Source organism: Ramlibacter pinisoli, from assembly GCF_009758015.1.
Lineage (GTDB): Bacteria > Pseudomonadota > Gammaproteobacteria > Burkholderiales > Burkholderiaceae_C > Ramlibacter > Ramlibacter pinisoli.
This window is the reverse complement of record NZ_WSEL01000003.1, coordinates 1,689,321-1,712,388: the sequence shown is the minus strand read 5'-3', so window position 1 is coordinate 1,712,388 and position 23,068 is coordinate 1,689,321. Positions and strand designations below refer to the sequence as shown.

The window sequence follows — 23,068 nt, the reverse complement described above, 5'->3', positions numbered from 1 at the left end:
GACTATGAGCGACACCAACCTTCCCGGCATCGAACCGGGGTGTATTGCCATCGTCGGCATGGCCGGGCGCTTCCCGGCCTCCCGCACGCCCGGCGACCTGTGGAAACTGCTGGCCGCCGGGCGCGAGGCGACCCAGTGGCTGACCGACGACGAGCTGCGCGCCGCCGGCGTGCCCGAGGCCGACCTGGCCGACCCCAACTACGTGCGCGCCGGGCTGGTGCTGCCCGACATGGAGTCGTTCGATGCCGAGTTCTTCGGCTTCTCCAGGCGCGACGCCGCCATCCTCGACCCGCAGCACCGCCACTTCCTCGAGTGCGCCTGGGAGGCGCTGGAGGATGCCGGCCACCCGCCGGAGAAGTTCGCCGGCGCCATCGGCGTGTTCGGCGGCTGCGGCATGCAGGCCTACCTGCCATACAACCTGCTCACCAACCCCGAGCTGCGCAAGTCGGTCGGCCTGTTCCTGCTGCGCCACACCGGCAACGACAAGGACTTCCTCACCACCCGGGTCTCCTACCTGCTGGACCTCAAGGGCCCCAGCGTCGGCATCCAGACCGCCTGCTCGACCTCGCTGGTCGCGGTGCACGTCGCGGCCCAGAGCCTGTTGTCCGGCGAGTGCGACATGGCGCTGGCCGGCGCCGCCAGCATCGAGCTGCCGCACCGCCAGGGCTACCGCTACGCCGAAGGCGAGATCCTGTCGCCCGACGGCCACTGCCGTGCGTTCGACGAGAGCGCCAGCGGCACCCTGTTCGGCAGCGGCGCCGCCATGGTGGTGCTACGCCGGCTGGAGGACGCGGTGCGCGACCGCGACAACATCTATGCCGTGATCCGCGGTTCGGCCGTCAACAACGACGGTTCGCAGAAGGCCGGCTACCTGGCGCCCAGCGTCGACGGCCAGGCGCGCGCCGCCGTCGAGGCGCTGGGCATCGCCAACGTCGACCCCGCCAGCGTGAACTACATCGAGGCGCACGGCACCGGCACCCCGGTCGGCGACCCGATCGAGGTGGCGGCGCTGACGCAGGCCTACGGCGAGGGCGGTACCGGCTTCTGCGGCATCGGCTCGATCAAGACCAACATCGGCCACCTCGATACGGCAGCCGGCGTCGCCTCGCTGATCAAGGTGTCGCTGGCACTGCGCCACGAGTTGATCCCGCCGTCGCTGAACTTCAGCCGGCCGAACAGCCGCTTCGACCTGGACAAGACGCCGTTCCGCGTCGTCCAGGACGCGCAGCCGTGGAAGCGCGCGGCGGCGCCGCGCCGCGCCGCCGTGAACTCGCTGGGCGTCGGCGGCACCAACGCGCACGTCATCGTCGAGGAGCCGCCGCTGCTGCCGGTGCAGGCGCCGGCGCAGCCGTGGCAGGTGCTGGCACTGTCGGCCCGCACTCCGGCGTCGCTGGAGCGCCTGAAGGCCAAGTGGAGCGATTTCCTGGCCCAGCCGCCGGCCGGCTTCACGCTGCCGGACGCCGCGTTCACCACCCAGGAAGGGCGGCGCGGGTTCCCGCACCGCTGCGCCATCGTGGCGCGCGACCTGGCCGGGCTGCAGGCCTCGCTGGAGGCCCGCCAGCCGCTGCGCAGCGCGGCCGCCAAGGCCGGTTCCCAGGCGCCCCAGGTGGTGATGATGTTCCCGGGCGGCGGTGCCAGCTACCCGGGCGCCGGGCGCGACCTGCTCGAGCAGCCCGCGTTCAGCGCCGCGGTCGACGAGTGCTTCCGGCTGATGCCGGGCACCGCGCCGGCCGACCTGCGCAGCGTGATGTTCGAGCGCGAGCCGGGCGACGCCCAGGCGGCCAAGGTGCTGGAGCAGCCGCGCTACAACATCCCCGCCCTGTTCGTGCTGGAGTACGCCCTCGCCAGGCTGTGGGAGAGCTGGGGCGTGAAGCCGGCCGCCGTCATCGGCCACAGCGCCGGCGAGTACGCGGCCGCCGCCATCTCCGGCGTGATGGGCCTGGCCGACGCGCTGTCGGTCGTGGTCCTGCGCGGCAACCTGTTCGAGGAGGTGCCGGCCGGCGGCATGCTGGCGGTGGACCTGCCCGAGGACGGCCTGCGGGCCGTCGCGGAGGGGCTGGACCTCGACGTCGCCGTGATCAACGCCCCCGACCTCACCATCGCCTCGGGCACCGTGGCCGCCATCGGCGCGCTCGAGCAGCGGCTCAAGGCCGAGGGCCGCGAAGGCCGCCGGCTGCACATCAACGTCGCGGCGCATTCGCGCCTGCTCGACGGCATCCTCGAGCGCTTCCGCCAGGGCGTGGCGCGCCTGCGGCTCGCCGCTCCCGGCGTTCCCTTCATCTCCAACCTCAGCGGTGACTGGGCCGATGCCGCGCTGCTGGGCGACCCCGGCTACTGGGTGCGCCACCTGCGCCAGCCGGTGCGCTTCGCCGACGGCCTGGCGCGCCTGCTCGAGATGGGCGCCGACACCGTGCTGCTCGAGGTCGGTCCCGGCCAGGGCCTGGGCGCGCTGGCGCGCCAGAACCTGCAGGGCCAGTCGCGCACCGTGCTGGCCTCGACCTGCAAGCCGCAGGAGGCCACCGGCGACCTGCCGCTGATGCTCACCTCGCTGGGCGCGCTGTGGGCGCGCGGCGCGGCGCCGGCGTGGGACGCGGTGCGTGGCAGCGGCCAGCCGCGCCGCATCTCGCTGCCCACCTACGCCTTCGACCACCAGCGCCACTGGATCGAGCCCGGCAAGGTCACCCACGAGCAGGCGCCGCAGCAGGAGGCGATGCCGGCGCAGGCCCTGCGCCGCCTGCCGCGCCTGGACGACTGGTTCGGCGTGCCGCAATGGAGCCCGTCGCCGCTGCCCCAGGGCGACCCCGTGGCGGCCGGCGAGCAGTGGCTGGTGTTCGGCGGCGACAGGCCGCTGGCGGCCGCGGTGCTGCGGCGTATCGCCGACGAGGGCGGCAAGGCGACGCTGGTGCGCCACGGCGCGGCCTTCGCCCCGGGGGCCGACGGCGGCTTCACCATCGACGCGGCCGACGAGAGCCAGTACGAACGGCTGTTCTCCGCCCTGGAGCAGGCCGGCCGGCTGCCCGACCGCATCGTGCATCTGTGGAGCCTGGAGACGCCGGCGACAGGGCAGGGCGGTGGCGTGCTGCACGGCCAGGCGCTCGCGTTCGACAGCCTGGTGCACGTGGCCAAGGCGCTGCAGGTGATGGACGTGCGCCAGCCGGTGCGGCTGGCCGTGGTCAGCGCCGGCGGCCAGCCGGTCAACGGTGCCCGCGTGCAGCACCCGGTGCGCAGCCTGGCGCTGGGGCCGGTGCGGGTGATCCCGCGCGAGGTGCCCAACGTGTCCACCGTGCTGGTCGACCTTGATCCGGCGGAAGCCGCCGGCACGGCACCGGCACGCGCCATCGTGGCCGAGTGCCGCACGCCGACGCCATCCGACCTGGTCGGCTGGCGCGACGGCGCGCGCTGGATCGCGCAGCTGGTCAAGCCGTCCGCGACGGCGGCCGCCGCCAAGCCCCTGGTGCGCGAGGGCGGCGTGTACCTGGTCACCGGCGGCCTGGGCGGCATCGCGCTCGAGCTCGCCGGCTTCCTGGCGCAGCGCTACCGCGCGCGGCTGGCACTGGTCAGCCGTCGGACCCTGCCCGCACGCAGCCAGTGGGACACCCTGGCCGGCGGCACCGGCGAGCAGGCGGCGCTGCTGCGCCGGCTGCTGGCCCTGGAGGCCGAGGGCGGCGAGGTGGCGACCTTCGCCGCCGACGTCGCCGACGCGCCGGCGATGGCCCGCGTGCTGGCCGACGTGCGGCAGCGCTGGGGCGCCGTGCACGGCGTCTTCCATGCCGCCGGCACGCTGCAGGACGGCCCGATCGCGACCAAGACGGGCGAGGCGATGCGCCAGGTGCTGTCACCCAAGGCGGCCGGCGCCCAGGTGCTGCACGAACTGCTGCCGCCGGGCGAGCTCGACCTCTTCGCGCTGTTCTCGTCGACCAGCGTGTTCCTGGGCCCGCCGGGCCAGGTCGACTACGTGGCGGCCAACGCCTTCCTGGACGCCGTTGCGGCCGCGCGGCCCGACGGGCTGGCGATCCACTGGGGCATCTGGGCCGACACCGGCATGGCCGCGCGCGCCTACGGCCGCGCGGCGCCGCCGGCGGTCTCGCCCGGCGACCACCACCCGCTGCTCGGGACCCAGGTCGACGACGACACCGGCACCGCCTTCGAGGCCACGTACGGCGCCAACGACCTGTGGGTGCTGCGCGAGCACCGCGTGGCCGACCGTTCCGTGCTGCCCGGCACCGCCTACATCGAGATCGCGCGCGCCGCGATGGCCCAGCTGCACCCCGGCGCCGGTGTCGAGATCCGCTCGCTGTCGTTCGAGGAGGCGATGGTGTTCGAGCCCGGCGCCAGCCGCCAGGTGCGCATCGACCTGCGACGCGGCGGCGACGGCTACGAGTTCCTGGTGCGCAGCCGCAGCGACTCGGCCGAGCCGTGGCAGCAGCATGCCCGCGCCACCGTCGCCCGCCTGCGCGGCACGCTGGCGCCGCACGCCCAGCGCCCCAGCGGCAGCTGGCGCGAGGGCGAGTTGCCGCAGGGCGGCGTCGAGTTCGGACCGCGCTGGCACAACATCGCGCGCATGCAGCTGGGCGGCAAGCACGGCGTGGCCGAGATGGCCCTGGCCGAACGCTACGCCACCGACCTGCAGCCGTACGCGCTGCACCCGGCGGTGACGGACATGGCCTGCACCTTCGGCCTGCAGCTGCTCGACCCGGCGCAGCGCAAGGACATGCTGTTCGTGCCGCTGTCGATCGACCGCATCCGCATCGTGGCCCCGCTGCCGCTGCGCAGCATCAGCCGGGTGGAACTGCGCTCGCCGCCGCAGGATCGCTTCGCCGCCTTCGACGTCAGCCTGCACACGCCCGAGGGAGCGCCGATCGCCACCTTCGAGGGCTTCAGCCTGCGCGGCATCGATCCCAACGCCATGTCGCGCCATGCCCATGCGCGGCGCGAGCCGACGCTGGCCGAGGCGATGCTGGCGTGCGGCCTGCGCGCCGAGGAGGCGCCGGCGCTGTTCGAGCGGGTGCTCGGCGGCGGCGCACGCGACGTGGTGGTGTCGTCGCTGTCGCTGTCGGCGATCCGGCGTGCCATGAGCGACGCCGCGCCCAAGCCGCTGCCGGTGGCCGCCACGCGCGCGCCGGCCGCCAACGCGGCCTCGCTCAATCCGGTGGAGACGGTGATCGCCGACGTCTGGCGCGAGCTGCTGGGCGTGGACGAGGTGGCGCGCGAGGACGACTTCTTCGCGCTCGGCGGCCACTCGCTGGCCGCGGTGCGGCTGTTCGCCCGCATCCGCAAGCAGTGGAACATCGACCTGCCGCTGGCGACGCTGTTCCAGGGCTCGACGCTGGCGGGGCTGGCGACCATCGTCGCGCACGCCGGCAACCTCGACACCACGATGCCGGGACAGCAGGCGCCGGCGGCGGCACCGGCCTCCAACGTCATCCAGCTGCCGCGTGCCTGGTCGCCGCTGGTGCCGATCTGCAAGGGCGCGGACGACCGCCGGCCGCTGTTCTGCGTGCACGGCGCCGGTGGCAACGTGCTGAACTTCAAGGTGATCTCGGACCGCCTGGGCCCGCAGCAGCCGTTTTACGGCCTGCAGGCCCAGGGCGTGGACGGCCGGCTGCCGCCGCTATCGACCATCGAGGACATGGCGGCTCAGTACGTCGAGGCGATCCGCGCGGTCGATCCCACCGGGCCGTACCGGCTGGCGGGCTATTCGGCCGGCGGCGTGATCGCCTACGAGATGGCGCAGCAGTTGCGGCGCGACGGCGCCCGGGTCGAGACCATCCTGATGATCGACACCCTGTCGCCCACCGCGGCGACGGCCAAGGTGCCGCTGCTCGAGAAGATCTGGCTCAAGCGCCACTGGACGCTGGACTTCGCGCTCGACTGGCCGGTGCGGCGCCGGCGCGGCCGCCAGATGCAGCACAGCTACCAGCTGGCACTGGAGAAGCTGGCCCGCGGCGAGCCGCTGCCGCCGGAACTGGTGGACTTCCACCTGTTCCGCAACTTCACCGACGCCCAGGCGCAGTACCGGCCGGAGCCCTACGACGGCGAGGTGGTGCTGTTCAAGGCGGCGCAGGCCGAGACGCTGTACCTCTACGCCGGCCCGACGCTGGGCTGGGACCAGCACGCCACCGGACCGATCCGCGTCACCCGCATCGGCGGCTCGCACTTCACCATGATGGCCGAGCCCGGCGTGTCGGAGGTGATCGAGGGCATCCGGCGCGAACTCGCCCGCCTGGACGGCGAGGGCGATGCCGGCTCGGCCGACGGCAAGCGGCCGGGACAGCGGCCGGTGGTGACGGGAAGCTTCATCAGCCCCGTGGCCTAGCGGCCCTGGCCGGCGGCGAACGGCGCCCGGGCGCCGTTCGTCCCGTGGCCGGGCGCCGCACGGGCATTCGCCATCGGGTAATGTCGGCCGCATGACGACCTCCCCCTGGCGCCTGGGCTGGCGCACCCTGTGGCGCGACCTGCGCGCCGGCGAACTGCGCCTGCTGGTGGTGGCCGTGACGCTGGCGGTGGCCGCGCTCACCGCGGTCGGCTTCTTCGCCGACCGGCTCAAGGGCGGGCTGTCGCGCGACGCGCGCCAGCTGCTCGGCGGCGACACCGTGGTGGTGAGCGACAACCCGACGCCGGCGGCGTTCGCCCAGCGCGCGCGGGCGCTCGGGCTGCAGGCCGTCACCAACACCCAGTTCCCGACCATGGCCCGGGCCACCGAGGCCCAGGGCGGCGCGGCCCGGCTGGTGACGCTCAAGGCGGTCGAGCCGGGTTACCCGCTGCGCGGCCAGCTCACCGTGGCCGCCACGCCCGAGCAGGCCGGCGCGCCCACGCGCGACATCCCGCTGCGCGGCGAGGCCTGGGTCGACCGGGCCCTGCTGGAGGCGCTGGGACTGGCCCCCGGCGATCCGCTGCTGCTGGGCGACGCCCGGCTGCGCATCGGACGCGTGATCCTGCTGGAGCCCGACCGCGGCACCGGCTTCTCGTCCTTCGCGCCGCGCGTGCTGCTCAACGCCGCCGACCTGCCGGCCACCCGGCTGGTGCAGCCGGCCAGCCGCGTCACCTGGCGCTTCGCGGTCGCCGGCGACGACGCACCAGTGCGCGCCTTCACCCAGTGGGCGCAGGCCGAGGCCGCGCGCGCCGCGGTGCGCGGCGTGCGCGTCGAGTCGCTCGAGAGCGGCCGCCCGGAGATGCGCCAGACGCTGGAGCGGGCGGAGAAGTTCCTCAACCTGGTCGCTCTGCTGGCGGCGCTGCTGAGCGCGGTCGCGGTGGCGCTGGCGGCGCGCGGCTTCGCCACCCGGCACCTGGACGACTGCGCGATGCTGCGCGTGCTCGGACAGCCGCAGAGGACCATCGCGCTGGCGTACGGGCTCGAGTTCGCGCTGGTCGGCCTGGCAGGCAGCGCGCTGGGCGTGGCGCTGGGCTACGCGGTGCACTTCGTGTTCGTGATGCTGCTGTCCGGGCTGGTCGAAGCCAGCCTGCCGGCCGCCACGCTGTGGCCGGTGGCATTCGGGCTCGGCATGGGCCTGACGCTGCTGTTCGCGTTCGGGCTGCCGCCGGTGCTGCAGCTGGCGCAGGTGCCGCCGCTGCGCGTGATCCGGCGCGACGTCGGCTCGCTGAAGCCGGCCTCGGCCGCGGTGCTGGGCATCGGCGTGGCCGGTTTCGCCACCCTGCTGCTGGCGGCCAGCAGCGACCTCAAGCTCGGCGCCATTGCGGTGGGCGGCTTCGCTGGCGCCGTGCTGCTGTTCGCCGTGCTGAGCTGGATCGCGGTGAAGGTGCTGCGCGCCTCGGTGAACGAGGCCACGGCACCGCGCTGGCTGGTGCTGGCGACGCGCCAGCTGTCGGCGCGGCCGGTCTACGCCGTGGTGCAGGTCAGCTCGCTGGCGGTCGGGCTGCTGGCGCTGGTGCTGCTGGTGCTGCTGCGCACCGACCTGGTGGCGAGCTGGCGCCGGGCGACCCCGCCCGATGCGCCCAACCGCTTCGTCATCAACGTCATGCCGGAGCAGGGCGACGCCTTCCAGCAGGCGCTGCGCGCCGCCGGGGTGCAGCGCTACGACTGGTTCCCGATGATCCGCGGCCGCCTGGTGGCGGTGAACGGGCGCGCCGTCGGCCCTGACGACTACGTCGAGGACCGCGCCAAGCGTCTGGTCGACCGCGAGTTCAACCTGTCGCACAGCGCGACCCGGCCGGCGCACAACGCGGTGGTGGCCGGGCGCTGGACGCCCGAGGAGCGTGGCGGCGCCAGCGTGGAGGAGGGCATCGCGCAGACGCTGGGTCTGAAGCTGGGCGACCAGCTGCGGTTCGACATCGGCGGCCTGCAGGCCGAGGCCCGGGTGACGTCGCTGCGCAAGGTCGACTGGGGCTCGATGCGCGCCAACTTCTTCGTCATGTTCCCGGTCAGCCGTCTGCCCGACGTGCCGGTGACCTACATGACCGCCTTCCGCGCGCCAGAGAAGCCGGGCTTCGACAGCGCGCTGGTGCGGGCCTTCCCCAACATCACCGACGTCGACATGACCAGCACGATCAACCAGGTCCAGGCGGTGCTGGACAAGGTGGTGCGGGCGGTGGAATTCCTGTTCGGCTTCACGCTCGCCGCCGGGCTGGTGGTGCTGTTCGCCGCCGTCACGGCCACGCGCGAGGAGCGCGCGCGCGAGTTCGCCATCATGCGGGCGGTGGGTGCCCGGGGGTCGCTGCTGCGCCAGGTGCAGCGGGCGGAACTGGCCGGGGTCGGGCTGCTGGCGGGCTTCCTGGCCAGCACGGTGGCCGTGGGGGTGGGCTGGGGGCTGGCGAAGTACGTGTTCGACTTCGCCTGGACTGCCTCGCCATTGGTGCCCCTGGCCGGGGCGCTGGCCGGCGCGGCGCTGGCGCTGGCGGCCGGCTGGTGGGGCCTGCGCGAGGTGCTGCAGCGTCCCGTGGTGGACACGCTGCGCCGCGCCACGCTCGACTAGGCCGGGAAGGTCAGCGGGCGGCGGCCTTGGCCAGGGCGGCGCGCGCCGCCTGCTCGGCCCGGATGCCGGCGTCCAGCGGCGAGCGGCACAGGCCGGCGTGCTCGTACTGCAGGTTCTCGTACAGCTCGGCCAGTTCGGGGGCGGCCGCCAGCAGGGCCTCGAGGCCGGCATCGTGCGGGTGGTTCTCGAGTTCGGCCGTGATGTGGTGCACCAGCGAGCGGTACTGCTCGGGATCCACGGGCACGCTGCTGCGCTCCAGCCGGCGCAGCACCTGCGCCAGCGTGACCAGGTTGCGGTGGGTGGTCAGCGGGGTGTTCATGCCATGGCAGCTGGGGCCCGGGCCCCGGAATGCAAGCCGCGCGCTGCGACAATGGCAGCCATGCAGACCGAGGACAAGCCGCCGTTCGACACGCCGTACGAATGGATCGGTGGCGAGGAGAAAGTGCGGGCGCTGGTCGAGCGTTTCTACGACCTGATGGACCTGGAGCCGCGCTATGCGGCCCTGCGGGCGGCCCACGCCACCACCCTGGAGAACGCCCGGCAGAAGCTGTTCTGGTTCCTCAGCGGCTGGCTGGGCGGGCCGCAGCACTACACCGACCGCTTCGGCCACCCGCGCCTGCGCATGCGGCACATGCCGTTCGCGATCGGCATCCAGGAGCGCGACCAGTGGCTGGCCTGCATGGACCAGGCGATGGCCGAGACGGGCGTGGACCCGCGGTTGCGCGAGCGGCTGCGCAATTCGTTCTTCCAGACCGCCGACTGGATGCGCAACATCGGCGCCTGAGCCCGCGCCAGCAATGAAGGCCAAGTCGCTCCAGGACCTGCAGGCGATCCAGCGCAAGCTGGCCGAACAGCAGCAGGCCGCCGCCGAGCAGGCAGCGGCGCGGCGCGAGGCACAGCGCAAGGCCGAGGCCGAACGCAACCTGTTCGTGCGCGCCGCCGGCCAGGTGCAGCGGCTGCGCCACCCGCCCCGGGTGCTGCTGGAGCGGGACCAGCCGCCACCGATCCCGGTGCAGCAACAGCTCGACGAGCAGCGCGTGCTGGCAGAGTCGCTCAGCGACGAGTTCGACGCCAGCACCCTGCTCGATGTCGACGATGCCCTGAGCTTCCGCCGGCCCGGGGTCGGCCTGGACGTGACGCGCAAGCTGCGCAAGGGCCACTGGAGCATCCAGCGCGAGCTCGACCTGCACGGGCTGCGGCGCGAGGACGCGCGCGAGGCACTGGCCGGCTTCATCCGCGAGGCGCACCGGCAGGGCGTGCGCTGCGTGCGCGTGGTGCACGGCAAGGGCCTGGGCTCGCCGGGCAAGACGCCGGTGCTCAAGGGCCGCGTGCAGGCCTGGCTGGTGCAGAAGAACGAAGTGCTGGCGTTCGTGCAGGCGCGCGGCGACGAGGGCGGGGCCGGCGCGCTGGTGGTGCTGCTCAAGCCCCAGGGTCCCGAGCGCTAGCCGCAGGCCGTCACAGCAGCCCTTTCTCCGCCATCGACAGGGCCCCGCCGGGCGCCACGATGACGTGGTCGAGCACGCGGACGTCGACCAGCCCCAGCGCCGCCTTCAGGGTCTGCGTCAGCGCCTCGTCGGCACGCGAGGGCTGCACGGTGCCGCTGGGGTGGTTGTGCGCGAGCACGACGCTGGCCGCATGGTGGGCCAGGGCCCGCACCACGATCTCGCGCGGGTAGACCGAGGTCTGCGTCAGCGTGCCGCGGAACAGGATCTCCAGTTCGAGCAGCCGGTTCTGGGCATCCAGGAACATCACCGCGAAGACCTCGTGCGCGTGGCGCGCCAGGTGCAACTGGAGGAAGTGCTTGACGGCATCGGGCGAGCCGAACACCTCCCGGGTGCGCAACTGCTGGGCCATGGCCCGGCGTGCCAGTTCCAGCACGGCCAGCAGCTCGGCGCGCTTGGCCGGGCCGCCCAGCCCCTTGATGCGCTTGAGGTCGGCGGGCCCGGCGTCCAGCAGCCCGGCAAGGCCGCCGAAGGCATCGACCAGCTCCTGGGCCAGCGCCAGCACGCCCTTGCCGGCCAGCCCGGTGCGCAGCAGCAGGGCCAGCAGTTCGGTGTCGGACAGCGCGGCGGGCCCGCGGGCGAGCAGCTTCTCGCGCGGGCGGGCATCCAGGGGCAGGGACTGCAGGGTCACTGCCGCGCCGGCGGCGGGGCAGTGGGCACCCACCTAAAATCGGGCCTGTTCACCGAGAGTTCCATGTCGTCATCCCTGCCCCGCGTCGAGCCGGGTTCCTTCCTCACGCTGCACTACCGCCTGGCCGGTCCGGGCGGCGACATCATCAACACCTTCCGCGACAAGCCCGCCACTTTGACGCTGGGAACCGGCGAACTGTCGCCGGCGGTGGAGCAACGCCTCCTCGGGTTGGAGGAGGGCGCACGCGCCACCTTCGCCATCCCGCCCGGCGAGGCCTTCGGCGAGCGCAACCCGGAGATGCTGCAGTGGGTGGCACGCAAGCTCCTGCTCGAGCTGGGCGACCCGCACGAGCAGTACCACGTGGGCGACGTCGTGCAGTTCCCCACGCCCGACGGGCTGGGCAGCTACGCCGGCGCCGTGCAGCAGGTGGGCCGCGAGGGGCAGCCCGATGCGGTGCTGTTCGACTTCAACCACCCGCTCGCGGGCCAGCCGGTCACCTTCGAGGTGCACCTGATCGGGGTGCTATGAGCCGCGCCGTCGTTCCCCAGGTCGCCCCGGCGTTGCGCGCGGAGGCTCGCGCATGAGCGCCGCCGCAGCCAAGGAAATCCTGCTCGCCGAGCCGCGCGGCTTCTGCGCCGGCGTCGACCGGGCGATCGAGATCGTCGAGCGTGCGCTGGCCAAGTTCGGCGCGCCGATCTACGTGCGGCACGAGATCGTGCACAACACCTACGTCGTCAACGACCTCAAGAGCAAGGGCGCCATCTTCATCGAGGACCTGGCCGAGGTGCCGCCCGGTGCCACCCTGGTGTTCTCGGCCCACGGCGTGAGCAAGGCGGTGCAGGAGGAGGCGCGGCAGCGCGGCTTCCACGTGTTCGACGCCACCTGCCCGCTGGTGACCAAGGTCCACGTCGAGGTCGCCAAGCTGGCCAGGGAAGGCTACGAGTTCATCATGATCGGCCACAAGGGCCATCCCGAGGTCGAGGGCACCATGGGCCAGCTCGAATCGGGCATCCACCTGGTCGAGGACATCGACGATGTCGCCCGGGTGCAGCCGGGCCAGACCGAGAAGCTGGCGGTGGTCACCCAGACCACGCTGTCGGTGGACGACGCGGCCGGCATCGCCGCCGCCGTGCGCCAGCGCTTCCCGGCCATCCGCGAGCCCAAGCAGCAGGACATCTGCTATGCCACCCAGAACCGACAGGACGCGGTCAAGGTGCTGTCGCAGCAGGTCGAGGTGGTCATCGTGGTCGGCAGCCCGACCAGCAGCAACAGCAACAGGCTGGCCGAGCTGGCCCGCAAGCTCGGCGTCGACAGCTACATGGTCGACAGCGCCGACGAGCTCCAGCCCGAGTGGCTGCAGGGCAAGGTGCGGGTCGGCCTGACGGCGGGTGCCTCGGCCCCCGAACTGCTGGTCAACCAGGTCATCGAGCGCATCCGCGCGCTGGGCGCGGTGTCGCTGCAGCGCATGGACGGCGTCGAGGAAACGATGAAGTTCCCGTTGCCCAAGGGCCTGAAGCTGTGAACCGCGACGCCGTCGCGCAGGCCGCGGCGCGGTTGCGCGACGGGCACGCGGGCTTCATCCGCGAGACGCCGCTCTGGCGCCTGCCGGGTGCCGCCCTGGGCATCGAGTGCCGCGAGGTCTGGCTCAAGCTGGAGCAGTTGCAGACCAGCGGCAGCTTCAAGGCGCGCGGCATGCTGAACCGGCTTTTGTCCAACCCCGTCCCCGCCGCCGGCGTCATCGTCGCCTCGGGCGGCAACGCCGGCATCGCCACCGCCGCCGCGGCCCGGGCGCTGGGCGTGCACTGCGAGGTGTTCGTGCCGACCGTGAGCAGCCCGGCCAAGCAGGCCCGGCTGCGCGAGCTCGGCGCGCAGGTGGTGGTGACCGGCGCCGTCTATGCCGAGGCGCTGGAGGCCTGCCTGGCGCGCCAGCGCGCGACCGGCGCCCTGCTCACGCACGCCTACGACCAGCCCGAGGTGGTCACCGGTGCCGGCACGCTGGCCTGGGAGATCGAGCGCCAGGCCGGCGGCCTGCCCGGGTCGGTGCTGGTCAGCGTGGGCGGCGGCGGGCTGGTCGCCGGCCTCGCAGCCTGGTTCGAGGACCGCACCCGCATCGTGGCGCTGGAGCCCGAGCTGGCGCCCACCCTGCACCGGGCGCGCCAGGCCGGCCAGCCGGTCGACGTGGCCGTCAGCGGCATCGCCGCCGATTCGCTGGGCGCCAAGCGCATCGGGACGCTGGCCTGGGAGCTCACGCAGCGCTGGGTGCGCGACGCCCTGCTGCTGCCCGATACCGCGATCCGCGAGGCCCAGCTGTGGCTGTGGAAGGAACTGAAGCTGGCCGTCGAGCCGGCCGCGGCCCTGCCGCTGGCGGCGCTGCGCTGCGGCGCCTACGTGCCGGCGGCCGACGAGGCGGTGTGCCTCATCGTCTGCGGCGCGAACGTGGACCCGGCGACGCTGGTTGGCTGACGCGGCTGTCGCGCCGGGCTTGCCGGCGCCTGAAACTCGTCATGCCGGGCTTGACCCGGCATCCATCCCCAGGCCGTTGGTCGCGCTTATTCCTGCTGTTCCAGGAACCGCTGCGCGTCCAGTGCCGCCATGCAGCCGGTGCCGGCACTGGTGATCGCCTGCCGGTACACATGGTCCTGCACGTCGCCGGCCGCGAACACGCCCGGCACGCTGGTCATGGTGGCGAAACCCTGCAGGCCCGACTTGGTGAGGATGTAACCATCCTTCATCTCCAGCTGGCCCTTGAAGATGTCGGTGTTGGGGTGGTGGCCGATGGCGATGAAGCAGCCCTTGAGGTGCAGGTCCTCGGTGGCGCCGGTCTGGATGTCCTTCAGGCGGATGCCCGTCACGCCGGTGTTGTCGCCCAGCACCTCGTCCAGCGTCTTGAACAGCTTGAGCTCGATCTTGCCGGCCTTGACCTTGTCCATCAGCTTGTCGACCAGGATGGGTTCGGCCCGGAACTTGTCGCGCCGGTGCACGAGGTAGACCTTGCTGGCGATGTTGGCCAAGTAGAGCGCCTCCTCGACGGCGGTGTTGCCGCCACCGACCACACAGGTCTCCTGGTCGCGGTAGAAGAAGCCGTCGCAGGTGGCGCAGGCCGACACGCCGCGGCCCATGAAGGCGGTCTCGGAGGGCAGGCCCAGGTAGCGAGCCGATGCCCCGGTGGCCAGGATGAGCGCGTCGCAGGTGTAGGTGCCGCTGTCGCCGGTGAGGGTGAACGGCCGCCGGCTGAAATCGACCTTGTTGATGTGGTCGAAGACGATCTCGGTCTTGAAGCGTTCGGCGTGCTCCAGGAATCGCTGCATCAGCGCCGGTCCGTCGACGCCGTGGACGTCGGCCGGCCAGTTGTCGACTTCCGTCGTGGTCATGAGCTGGCCGCCCTGGGCGATGCCGGTGATCAGCACGGGGTTCAGGTTGGCGCGCGCCGCGTAGACGGCGGCGGTGTAACCGGCAGGGCCGGAGCCGAGGATCAGGACTTTGGCGTGCTTGGTGGTCATTGTGGTGGAACCTGTGTCGAAAAGCCCACAGGTCGGGTACAGTTCAGGGCGATCGGAGCAAGTATCAACGGCCTGCGGGCCACAAGATGCTTGGGCGTTTCAATCCTGCCGATTGTAAGAACCGATCGCGCAACGCCGCTGTGGAGGGAACCGGATGTCGATGCTGTCCAACCTGGAGCTGATCCGCCGGGTGCCGCTGTTCGCGCTCCTGACGGCCAACCAGGCCGAGTCGGTCGCGGACGCCGTTGCCAAGCGCCGCTTCAAGCGGGGCGAAGTCGTGGTGGAGCAGGGCGAGAAGTCCAACACGCTGTTCATCATCCTCACCGGCCGGGTCCGGGTCGTCACCTCCGACAAGCGCGGCCGTGAAGTCATCCTGGCCACGCTCAATCCCGGCGACTACATCGGCGAGATGAGCCTCATCGACAACGAACCGCATTCGGCCACCGTGCGCGCCGAGGTCCAGACCGACATGCTGGCCCTGGGCCGCACCGAGTTCGCGCGCTGCCTGCCCGAGAACAGCTCGATGGCCTACGCCATCATGAAGGGGCTGGTGCAGCGGCTGCGCCAGGCCGACCGCAAGATCGAGTCGCTGGCGCTGATGGACGTCTACGGGCGCGTGGCCCGTGCGCTGCTCGAGTTCGGCCAGCCCGACCGCGACGGCAACACCACCATCCGCGAGCGCATCTCGCGCCAGGACATCGCCAAGATGGTCGGCGCCTCGCGCGAGATGGTCAGCCGGGTCATGAAGGACCTGGAGGACCGCGGCTTCATCGAGACCCGCGAGGACGGCTCGATGCTCATCAAGGACCGCCTCAGCACGCTGGGCTGAGGCCCCGTTCCGCAGGCGTTGCGGCCACGCCGCGCGCAAGTGGCGCACCGCTGGGGCGACGGGTATCCTCGGCCCACGGATGACGTACTCGCTCAACACCCTCACCCATCCCGGGGCGTCCGCCGCCGGCAGTTCCCGCCCCGCCGCCGTCCGGTTCGCCCACGAGGCCCTGCTCGTCATCGGCGGTGCCGCGCTCGTCTTCTGGCTCCTGGCACTGCTCAGCTACTCGGCCCAGGATCCGGCCTTCTCCACCTCCGGCAGCGGCGCGCCGCTGGCCAACTGGGGCGGCCGCTTCGGCGCCTGGCTGGCCGACGGCAGCTACTTCCTGCTCGGGTTCTCGGCCTGGTGGTGCTTCGCCGCAGGCGTGCGCGCCTGGCTGGCCACGCTGGCGCTGTGGATGCGCGGCGGCGAGATGCCGGCTGCCGGCGGCCGGCATCGCAAGCTGGCGTTCTGGATCGCGCTGGCGCTGCTGCTGTGCGCCAGCACGGCGCTCGAGTGGTCGCGCCTGTACCGCTTCGAGGGCCACCTGCCCGACCATGCCGGCGGCGCGCTGGGCTGGCTCACCGGTCCCGCCGCCGTGAAGTGGCTGGGGTTCACCGGCTCCGGGCTGCTGGCGGTGGCCCTGGTCACCGTCTGCGCCGCCCTGGTGTTCCGCTTTTCCTGGGGCCACGTGGCCGAGCGCATCGGCGCCCGCATCGAGTCGCTGGTGCGGGCCCGGCGCGAGAAGCGCGAGATCGCGCAGGACGTGGCGCTGGGCCAGCAGGCGGCGCGCGAGCGCGAGGAGATCGTGCATGTCGAGCGCGTCGAGAGCGAGGAGCACCATCCCACGCCGGTCCTCATCGAGCCGGTGGTGGTCGAGGTGCCCAAGAGCGAGCGCGTCGCCAAGGAACGCCAGAAGCCGCTCTTCACCGAACTGCCGGACAGCAAGCTGCCGCAGGTCGACCTGCTCGACGGCGCCCAGCAGCGGCAGGAGACCGTGTCGGCCGAGACGCTGGAGATGACCTCGCGCCTGATCGAGAAGAAGCTCAAGGACTTCGGCGTCGAGGTGCGGGTGGTGCTGGCCCAGCCCGGCCCGGTGATCACGCGCTACGAGATCGAGCCGGCCACGGGCGTCAAGGGCGCCCAGATCGTCAACCTGGCCAAGGACCTGGCGCGCTCGCTGTCGCTGGTGTCGATCCGGGTGGTGGAGACCATCCCGGGCAAGAACTACATGGCGCTGGAACTGCCCAACGCCAAGCGGCAGTCGATCCGGCTGTCGGAGATCCTGGGCTCGCAGGTCTACAACGAGGCCAAGTCGCTGCTGACCATGGGCCTGGGCAAGGACATCATCGGCAACCCGATCGTCGCCGACCTGGCCAGGATGCCGCACGTGCTGGTGGCCGGCACCACCGGCTCGGGCAAGTCGGTGGGCATCAACGCGATGATCCTGTCGCTGCTCTACAAGGCCGAGGCGCGCGACGTGCGCCTGCTGATGATCGACCCCAAGATGCTGGAGATGTCGGTCTACGAGGGCATCCCGCACCTGCTGGCGCCGGTGGTGACCGACATGCGGCAGGCGGCCCACGGCCTGAACTGGTGCGTGGCCGAGATGGAGCGCCGCTACAAGCTCATGAGCAAGCTGGGCGTGCGCAACCTGTCGGGCTACAACCAGAAGATCGACGACGCCAAGGCCAGGGAACAGTTCATCTACAACCCGTTCAGCCTGACACCCGACAGCCCCGAGCCGCTCGAGCGGCTGCCGCACATCGTGGTGGTGATCGACGAGCTGGCCGACCTGATGATGGTGGTGGGCAAGAAGATCGAGGAGCTCATCGCCCGCCTGGCGCAGAAGGCGCGCGCGGCCGGCATCCACCTGATCCTGGCCACGCAGCGCCCCAGCGTCGACGTGATCACCGGACTGATCAAGGCCAACATCCCGACCCGCATCGCATTCTCGGTCGGCTCCAAGATCGACAGCCGCACCATCCTCGACCAGATGGGCGCCGAGGCGCTGCTGGGCATGGGCGACATGCTCTACATGGCCAGCGGCAGCGGGCTGCCGGTGCGCGTGCACGGCGCCTTCGTCAGCGACGAGGAAGTGCACCGCGTGGTGGCCTACCTCAAGGAGCAGGGCGGCGAGCCCAACTACATCGAGGGCGTGCTGGAAGGCGGCACCGTGGACGACGAGGGTGGCCTGGGCGACGTGCTGGGCGAGAGCGGCGGCGAGAAGGACCCGATGTACGACCAGGCGGTGGAAGTGGTGCTGAAGAACCGCAAGGCGAGCATTTCGCTGGTCCAGCGGCACCTCAAGATCGGCTACAACCGGGCTGCGCGCCTGGTCGAGGACATGGAGAATGCCGGCCTGGTGAGCGCGATGAACGGCCAGGGCCAGCGCGAGATCCTCGTGCCGGCCCGGGCCGAGTAACCCCTGGTTGCGAACTTCCGGCCTGCTGGGCCGCACCAATACCGCATGAAACGTCTCGCCGCCACGCTGCTGGCCACCCTGGCGCTCGCCGCCCACGCCGACGGGCTCGAAGCGCTCGAGTCCTTCGTCAAGACCGCGCGCAGCGGCCGCGCAGACTTCACCCAGATCGTCACCGCCCCGGCCCGTGCGGGCGAGGCGGCGCGCAGCAAGACCTCCACCGGCACCTTCGAGTTCGCGCGCCCGAACCGCTTCCGCTTCGACTACCGCAAGCCGTTCGTGCAGACCATCGTGGCCGACGGCCAGACGCTCTGGCTGCACGACGTCGACCTCAACCAGGTGACCGCGCGCAAGCAGGCCCAGGTGCTGGGCGCCACGCCGGCCGCGATCGTCGCGGCGGCGCCCGACCTGGCCAGCCTGCAGCGCGACTTCACGCTGCAGGCCGTGCCCGACCGCGACGGGCTGCAGTGGGTGCAGGCCACGCCCAAGTCCCGGGACGGACAGCTCAACGGCGTCAAGGTCGGCTTCCGCGGCAACGAGCTGGCGGTGCTGGAGATCCTCGACAGCTTCGGCCAGCTGTCGGTGATGAAGTTCGACCGCCTGCAGGTGAACACCTCGCTGGCGGCCGACACCTTCCAGTTCAGGCCGCCGCCGGGCGCGGACGTGGTGCGGCAGTAGCCTTGCCCAAGGCCCCCGCCACACCCCACCGGCCGCTCGCCGAGCGGCTACGGCCCCAATCCCTGGGCGAGGTCGTCGGCCAGCAGCACCTGCTGGGCGAGGGCATGGCGCTGCGCATCGCGTTCGAGTCGGGCCAGCCGCACAGCTGCATCCTGTGGGGGCCGCCCGGCACCGGCAAGACCACCATCGCGCGGCTGATGGCCGACGCGTTCGACGCCCAGTTCATCAGCATCAGCGCGGTGCTCGGCGGCGTGAAAGACATCCGCGACGCGGTCGAGGCGGCGCAGCGCGCGCGCGACGGCCTGGAGCAGCGGCGCACCATCGTCTTCGTCGACGAGGTGCACCGCTTCAACAAGAGCCAGCAGGACGCCTTCCTGCCGCACGTCGAGTCGGGCCTGTTCACGTTCATCGGCGCCACCACCGTTCTTTAGCCCAGCATTTCATACATAGTTGAGATTGAGGCGGAGCGCCTTCGTAGGCATCTGCCTGTCGGCTCTGTGCCACGAAGCAATTGACGAGATCGTTCTTGTCCCCTCATAATACATAGTATGAGGAGATGGGAATGATGAACGGGCAAGACAAGGGTGCAGAACACTTCGCCGCGTTCACGCGCTGGGCGGCCGAACTCACAGATGCAGATGCTCGTTCGATGGTGCGAGGCGGCCAACTCAATCGGGCCGAAATTTGCAAGGCGGTGGGTTGTGCGCGCTCTGTGCTGCGACAGAACCCCCGCGTCAAAGGTGCGTTGGAGGAACTTGAAGCGGGTCTCCGGGCTCGCGGCATCCTTCCCCCGACCTCTGTCAGTGAAGTGTTGCCGCTGCGTCCTCAAGGGCAGCTGCAGCGCTCGACCGAACGCGAGCGGCTGCGGCAACTGGAGGTGGAGAACGCGGCGCTGCTGGCCACGGTTTCAGAGCTTCGCAGGCGGCTCCAACGCCTCGAGACTCTTGACGCCCTTGTAGCTCAATCCGGCCGGCTCCCGCGATGACCACCAGTTCGGAAACGATTTGCCTTCGGGTGCAGCAGGTTCGCTTCCAAGGCGAGCAGGGCGTTGTCCTAGCAGGGCTGGCACTCGACGAGAGCCGGAGCGTTCGGCCCGATGCTCCTCGCTATGCAGTCTCCGTGCCTGGCAGCGTGCTGCCCGCCCGCGCTGAAGAAGGCCAGTGGTGGAATGTCTCCGGGACATACGAGGACGTCGAGTACGACGCTGGCGGGTGGAGGGTGCGCGAGAGGCGCATGCGTGCGCAGAGCGCAGAGTTGCTGCGCCCCTCGGGTGAGCACATCGTGCAGCTTCTCGCTCGCAGCGCTGCATTCCCCGGCATAGGCGAGGTCAAAGCTCGCAAGCTCTGGGAGTCGCTGGGCGAGAGCCTCTATGACGCGCTGGATGAGGCAGACCAGAGCCGCCTGGCGGCGGTGGTCGGCCATGACTTGGCGCACGTGCTGGTTCAGGGGTGGCGCTCGTACGGTGACGCGGACTCGGTGCGTGCCTTCCAGCGAATGGGACTCAATCTGTCTGTCTCCCAAAAGCTGCTGCTGGCGTACGGGGATGAGGCGCTGGACCACGTCGAGCAGGACCCCTATCGGCTCCTTGCGTTCGGGATGACCTGGCGAGCGGTTGATTGGGTCGCTAGTCAGCACTTTGGGCTAGATGCGAACGACTTCCGCAGGCTCGGTGCCGCCGTCGAAGCAGCGCTGTTCAAGCGGCTAGACCAAGGGCACACCTGCGCTACTTGTGCAGAGGTTAACGAACTGGTCGAAGGCTTTGTTGGCAAGGACGGTGCGCCAGAAGCCCTGCGGCATGCAGATGCGGCGCGACATGTCATCCAACGGGGAACGACGCTCTTCGGGCTGGGCACCTGGGCGATGGAACAAGCAGTCGCCCGGAGGGTTGCCCTGATGTCAGGCGCCAGGTCGGAGCTGTTGAGCGACGACGACGTCGCTGCGCTGATTCGGGAGTTAGAGAGGGCGGAAGGTGCCGCTATCCCGGGGTTCGCACTGAATGCCGCGCAGTCTGAAGCAGTTCGTTTGGCTGCCGTGCACCCGTTACTGCTTATCACCGGTGGCGCCGGTGTGGGCAAGACGACTGTCCTCAAGGCAATTTGCTCGATGCTCGAGAAAGCCGGCCAGGAAATCTACCTGATGGCCCTCTCCGGCCGCGCCGCCAAGCGAATGGCCGAAGCGACGAACCGCAAGACGATGACTATCGCCGGGTTCCTCCGCAACGTCGCCAAGGAACCGCTGCCGGCCAACTGCACCATCGTCGTTGACGAGGCGAGCATGCTGGACCTGCTACTCGCGTATCGCCTGGTGGGCGTGCTCCCTGAGGAAGGGCGCTTGATTCTGATTGGCGACCCTTCCCAGCTTCCACCCGTCGGCCCAGGCCTGACCCTCCATGCGCTGGCGGACATCGCAGAGGTGCCCAAGGTGGAACTCACTGTAGTGAAGCGGTTTGGTGGAACCATCGCGAGCACGGCCTTGGCCGTGAGAAGCGGCGCGTTGCCTTCGCTACCTTCCGAGCCTTCGGCTGAAGTCGCCTTCATCGAGTGCGAGGCAGAGGACCTGGCGGCCAAGACCCTGGAGTTGTACCTGGTAGACCCAGCCAATACGCAGGTTCTGACCTTCACCCGGGAGAAGGGGCCGGCAAGCAGTGCATCGGTGAACGCCGTTTGCCAGGAGGTGCTGGCTGAAAGCGCCAAGAAGCTCTTGCTGTTTAACGACGAACGCGGCCGCCTTGAAGACTGCGGCCTGCGGGTCGGCGAGCCGGTGTTGTGCACCAAGAACCTGTGGGACATCGGCGTCCAGAACGGCAGCCTTGGCCGCCTGCATGCCATCGAAGAGCCGCCGCTGGTCGACCTGGAGGGGACTGTGACCTACGGGTGGATTCGCTGGGACGACGGGGAGCTCAGGCCTCTCACGTTTGAGGTGCTTGACGCCATCGAGCTCGGGTACGCCGTGACGGTCCACAAGGCGCAGGGCTCTCAGTTCCAACGCGTCATCGTGCCCGTCTCTAAGACGCGCAACCTGGATAGGACCATGCTCTATACGGCAATAACCCGGGCGACCAACCAGGTGTTGATGGTCGGTGACCGTGCAGCCGCCTCCAAGGCTGCTCGAGAGCTTCCGCACTCATCACACCGCCGCGTGGGCCTTCGTGACCTCGTAATCGACGCTCTAGCCGCTCTTTGAGATGCCAGTACCTATAACCGTAGTCAAAGCTTCGGTAGTCACAGACGCCACCAGCGTCGTGACGCAGGTGCCCGCATTGGTCACTCCGTACGGGGTCCTGGAGCCTCTGTTGGACTACTTTGTCGCCCGGCACCACGACCGCAGCCTCGGCTGGATGCAGAAAGGCGCACGCGCCGTCCGCCTGTTCATCGAGTACCTCTCCACGAATCCTGCGGAGCGTGACAACTACCGCCTCTTTCTGAACTTCGCCCAGCGCCTCTACACAGGCACTCTGGTGACGGAGCTCGGCGAAGACCCAAGCGGGCTCGGGTGGGAACCGATGCCGCCAAGCGAGGCACGTAAGGTGGTAACGCTTCTCAACGACTTCTTCGACTACCTCTCCGAGATTCGCCCCGTTGCCGCGCGCTTCAATCCAAAGTACGCCGGCTCCGTACAAGACCGGATGCTCGATGAAGTCGCTTACCAGTACCGCAGGGACAAGGCGTTTCTGGGCCATACCTGGGCCACGTCGCTTGAGGCTGCAACGAGCAACGGCCGGCTGGTGCGTCCTGCCCGCAACATCACAGTTGAGACCTCGCGTCCTCCTTGTTTTCCCGACCAGCACTTCGCGCGCCTGCTCACTGAGGGGTTCCGTGTCGGCAACCGCTACGACTACCGCGGAATGCTCATCACGGTGCTACAGCACTGCGCGGGCTTTCGCGAGTCTGAGCCCTTCCATCTCTACATCTCCGATGTGGTCCCCGACCCGGCAAATCCTCGCTCTGCACTTGTTCTGATTCCGCACCCCAGTGAGGGTGCCGCTCCTCCAGACCCGCGTTGGGTAGATACCAGGGGCAGGCCTAAGACGGGCAACAGGCGTCAGTACCTTCAAGAGCGCTGGGGCCTGCAGCCAAGGAACGAGGTCATGGGTCCCCTGCATGCCGGCTGGAAAGGTGGCATTCACGAGCGGGACCTGGACCAGGGCTACTACTACCGTGCGTACTGGTTCGAGCCCATGTGGGGCGAGTTCTTCATGTCCGTATGGCAGAAGTACATGGCAGAGGTCGCCATGATGAAGCGCAATCACCCCTACGCATTCGTCAATACGGAGCGCGGCGAAGTGGGGGAGATGTACAAGCTTGGCCGCTACAACAAGGCACACGCGGCCGCAGTGCGCCGAATTGGGCTCGAGGTGTCGAAGCAGGCCGGAACCACTCCGCACGGGCACCGCCATGCCTACGGTCAGCGACTGCGCGAAGCCAAGGTGGAGAAGGAGTTCATCCGCCGCTTCATGCACCACAGTTCGTTGAACAGCCAAGACGTCTACACGACGCCGCCTCTCAGCGCGTCTTTGCGCGAGCTGCAGGCAGCAGCGCAGCGCCTGCAATCTGTTAGCCACCAGCCTGCGTTGCTGCAGAGTGTGAAGTAGTTGGAG

General features: G+C 70.5%; 16 protein-coding genes and 1 pseudogene. 14 read left to right on the top strand and 3 right to left on the bottom strand.

Annotated features, from left to right (window positions below):
- Window positions 1-4: 4 nt before the first annotated feature.
- Window positions 5-6,316: a type I polyketide synthase gene (locus GON04_RS09445; protein WP_157397645.1), complete on the top strand. Its 6,312-nt coding sequence runs from the start codon at window positions 5-7 to the stop codon at window positions 6,314-6,316.
- Window positions 6,317-6,407: 91 nt separating this feature from the next.
- The gene (locus GON04_RS09440; protein ID WP_157397644.1) at window positions 6,408-8,930 is read left to right on the top strand and encodes an ABC transporter permease; all 2,523 of its coding nucleotides are present in this window, start codon (window positions 6,408-6,410) and stop codon (window positions 8,928-8,930) included.
- A gap of 10 nt (window positions 8,931-8,940) precedes the next feature.
- Here the strand turns inward: GON04_RS09440 and GON04_RS09435 are convergent, their stop codons facing one another.
- On the bottom strand, window positions 8,941-9,249 hold the full coding sequence (locus tag GON04_RS09435; RefSeq protein ID WP_157397643.1) for a hypothetical protein: 309 nt from the start codon (window positions 9,247-9,249) through the stop codon (window positions 8,941-8,943).
- A 60-nt stretch (window positions 9,250-9,309) separates the two neighbouring features.
- Between GON04_RS09435 and GON04_RS09430 the strand changes: the two genes are divergently transcribed.
- The gene (locus GON04_RS09430) at window positions 9,310-9,714 is read left to right on the top strand and encodes a group II truncated hemoglobin (RefSeq protein ID WP_157397642.1); all 405 of its coding nucleotides are present in this window, start codon (window positions 9,310-9,312) and stop codon (window positions 9,712-9,714) included.
- Window positions 9,715-9,727: 13 nt separating this feature from the next.
- Window positions 9,728-10,375, top strand: coding sequence for a Smr/MutS family protein (locus GON04_RS09425; RefSeq protein ID WP_157397641.1), 648 nt, complete (start codon window positions 9,728-9,730; stop codon window positions 10,373-10,375).
- Window positions 10,376-10,385: 10 nt separating this feature from the next.
- Here the strand turns inward: GON04_RS09425 and radC are convergent, their stop codons facing one another.
- Window positions 10,386-11,063: a RadC family protein gene (gene radC, locus GON04_RS09420; RefSeq protein WP_181653968.1), complete on the bottom strand. Its 678-nt coding sequence runs from the start codon at window positions 11,061-11,063 to the stop codon at window positions 10,386-10,388.
- Window positions 11,064-11,126: 63 nt separating this feature from the next.
- Between radC and GON04_RS09415 the strand changes: the two genes are divergently transcribed.
- Genes GON04_RS09415 through GON04_RS09405 form a run of 3 tightly spaced genes read left to right on the top strand, consistent with a single transcriptional unit; the run spans window position 11,127 to window position 13,526 of the window.
- Window positions 11,127-11,591: an FKBP-type peptidyl-prolyl cis-trans isomerase gene (locus tag GON04_RS09415; protein WP_157397640.1), complete on the top strand. Its 465-nt coding sequence runs from the start codon at window positions 11,127-11,129 to the stop codon at window positions 11,589-11,591.
- Window positions 11,592-11,643: 52 nt separating this feature from the next.
- Window positions 11,644-12,585 carry a 4-hydroxy-3-methylbut-2-enyl diphosphate reductase gene (gene ispH, locus GON04_RS09410; RefSeq protein WP_157397639.1) on the top strand — a complete coding sequence of 314 codons (942 nt, stop codon included), beginning with the start codon at window positions 11,644-11,646 and terminating at the stop codon, window positions 12,583-12,585.
- The gene (locus tag GON04_RS09405) at window positions 12,582-13,526 is read left to right on the top strand and encodes a serine/threonine dehydratase (RefSeq protein ID WP_181653967.1); all 945 of its coding nucleotides are present in this window, start codon (window positions 12,582-12,584) and stop codon (window positions 13,524-13,526) included. Before ispH ends, GON04_RS09405 begins: the two co-directional genes overlap by 4 nt.
- 86 nt (window positions 13,527-13,612) lie before the next feature.
- Here the strand turns inward: GON04_RS09405 and trxB are convergent, their stop codons facing one another.
- Window positions 13,613-14,563, bottom strand: a complete 951-nt coding sequence (gene trxB / locus GON04_RS09400) for a thioredoxin-disulfide reductase (protein WP_157397638.1) — start codon at window positions 14,561-14,563, stop codon at window positions 13,613-13,615.
- 154 nt (window positions 14,564-14,717) lie between these two features.
- On the opposite strand from trxB, the gene GON04_RS09395 reads away from it, so the two are divergent.
- From GON04_RS09395 to gmtY, 7 genes and pseudogenes are all read left to right on the top strand, one after another.
- Window positions 14,718-15,392 (top strand): Crp/Fnr family transcriptional regulator, encoded by a 675-nt coding sequence (locus GON04_RS09395; protein WP_157397637.1) that lies wholly within the window; start codon window positions 14,718-14,720, stop codon window positions 15,390-15,392.
- 79 nt (window positions 15,393-15,471) lie between these two features.
- Complete coding sequence (locus GON04_RS09390) at window positions 15,472-17,796, top strand: DNA translocase FtsK (RefSeq protein ID WP_157397636.1); 2,325 nt, start codon at window positions 15,472-15,474, stop codon at window positions 17,794-17,796.
- A gap of 45 nt (window positions 17,797-17,841) precedes the next feature.
- The gene (lolA, locus tag GON04_RS09385) at window positions 17,842-18,471 is read left to right on the top strand and encodes an outer membrane lipoprotein periplasmic chaperone LolA (RefSeq protein WP_157397635.1); all 630 of its coding nucleotides are present in this window, start codon (window positions 17,842-17,844) and stop codon (window positions 18,469-18,471) included.
- A gap of 2 nt (window positions 18,472-18,473) precedes the next feature.
- A pseudogene (locus GON04_RS09380) lies at window positions 18,474-18,893 on the top strand (AAA family ATPase); the annotation flags it as partial.
- A 143-nt stretch (window positions 18,894-19,036) separates the two neighbouring features.
- A complete protein-coding gene (locus tag GON04_RS09375; protein WP_157397634.1) occupies window positions 19,037-19,456 on the top strand; it encodes a VPA1267 family protein in 420 nt (139 codons plus the stop codon).
- Window positions 19,453-21,654, top strand: a complete 2,202-nt coding sequence (locus GON04_RS09370) for an AAA family ATPase (protein WP_157397633.1) — start codon at window positions 19,453-19,455, stop codon at window positions 21,652-21,654. Before GON04_RS09375 ends, GON04_RS09370 begins: the two co-directional genes overlap by 4 nt.
- 1 nt (window position 21,655) lies before the next feature.
- A complete protein-coding gene (gene gmtY / locus GON04_RS09365) occupies window positions 21,656-23,062 on the top strand; it encodes a gamma-mobile-trio recombinase GmtY (protein ID WP_157397632.1) in 1,407 nt (468 codons plus the stop codon).
- Window positions 23,063-23,068 lie beyond the last annotated feature (6 nt).

Coding starts and splice junctions, on each gene's coding strand:
- GON04_RS09440 (WP_157397644.1), top strand. CDS start 6,408: ATGACGACCTCCCCCTGGCGCCTGGGCTGGCGCACCCTGTGGCGCGAC.
- GON04_RS09390 (WP_157397636.1), top strand. CDS start 15,472: ATGACGTACTCGCTCAACACCCTCACCCATCCCGGGGCGTCCGCCGCC.
- trxB (WP_157397638.1), bottom strand. CDS start 14,563: ATGACCACCAAGCACGCCAAAGTCCTGATCCTCGGCTCCGGCCCTGCC.
- ispH (WP_157397639.1), top strand. CDS start 11,644: ATGAGCGCCGCCGCAGCCAAGGAAATCCTGCTCGCCGAGCCGCGCGGC.
- GON04_RS09415 (WP_157397640.1), top strand. CDS start 11,127: ATGTCGTCATCCCTGCCCCGCGTCGAGCCGGGTTCCTTCCTCACGCTG.
- GON04_RS09375 (WP_157397634.1), top strand. CDS start 19,037: ATGAACGGGCAAGACAAGGGTGCAGAACACTTCGCCGCGTTCACGCGC.
- GON04_RS09430 (WP_157397642.1), top strand. CDS start 9,310: ATGCAGACCGAGGACAAGCCGCCGTTCGACACGCCGTACGAATGGATC.
- GON04_RS09395 (WP_157397637.1), top strand. CDS start 14,718: ATGTCGATGCTGTCCAACCTGGAGCTGATCCGCCGGGTGCCGCTGTTC.
- GON04_RS09370 (WP_157397633.1), top strand. CDS start 19,453: ATGACCACCAGTTCGGAAACGATTTGCCTTCGGGTGCAGCAGGTTCGC.
- GON04_RS09445 (WP_157397645.1), top strand. CDS start 5: ATGAGCGACACCAACCTTCCCGGCATCGAACCGGGGTGTATTGCCATC.
- GON04_RS09425 (WP_157397641.1), top strand. CDS start 9,728: ATGAAGGCCAAGTCGCTCCAGGACCTGCAGGCGATCCAGCGCAAGCTG.
- GON04_RS09435 (WP_157397643.1), bottom strand. CDS start 9,249: ATGAACACCCCGCTGACCACCCACCGCAACCTGGTCACGCTGGCGCAG.
- lolA (WP_157397635.1), top strand. CDS start 17,842: ATGAAACGTCTCGCCGCCACGCTGCTGGCCACCCTGGCGCTCGCCGCC.
- gmtY (WP_157397632.1), top strand. CDS start 21,656: ATGCCAGTACCTATAACCGTAGTCAAAGCTTCGGTAGTCACAGACGCC.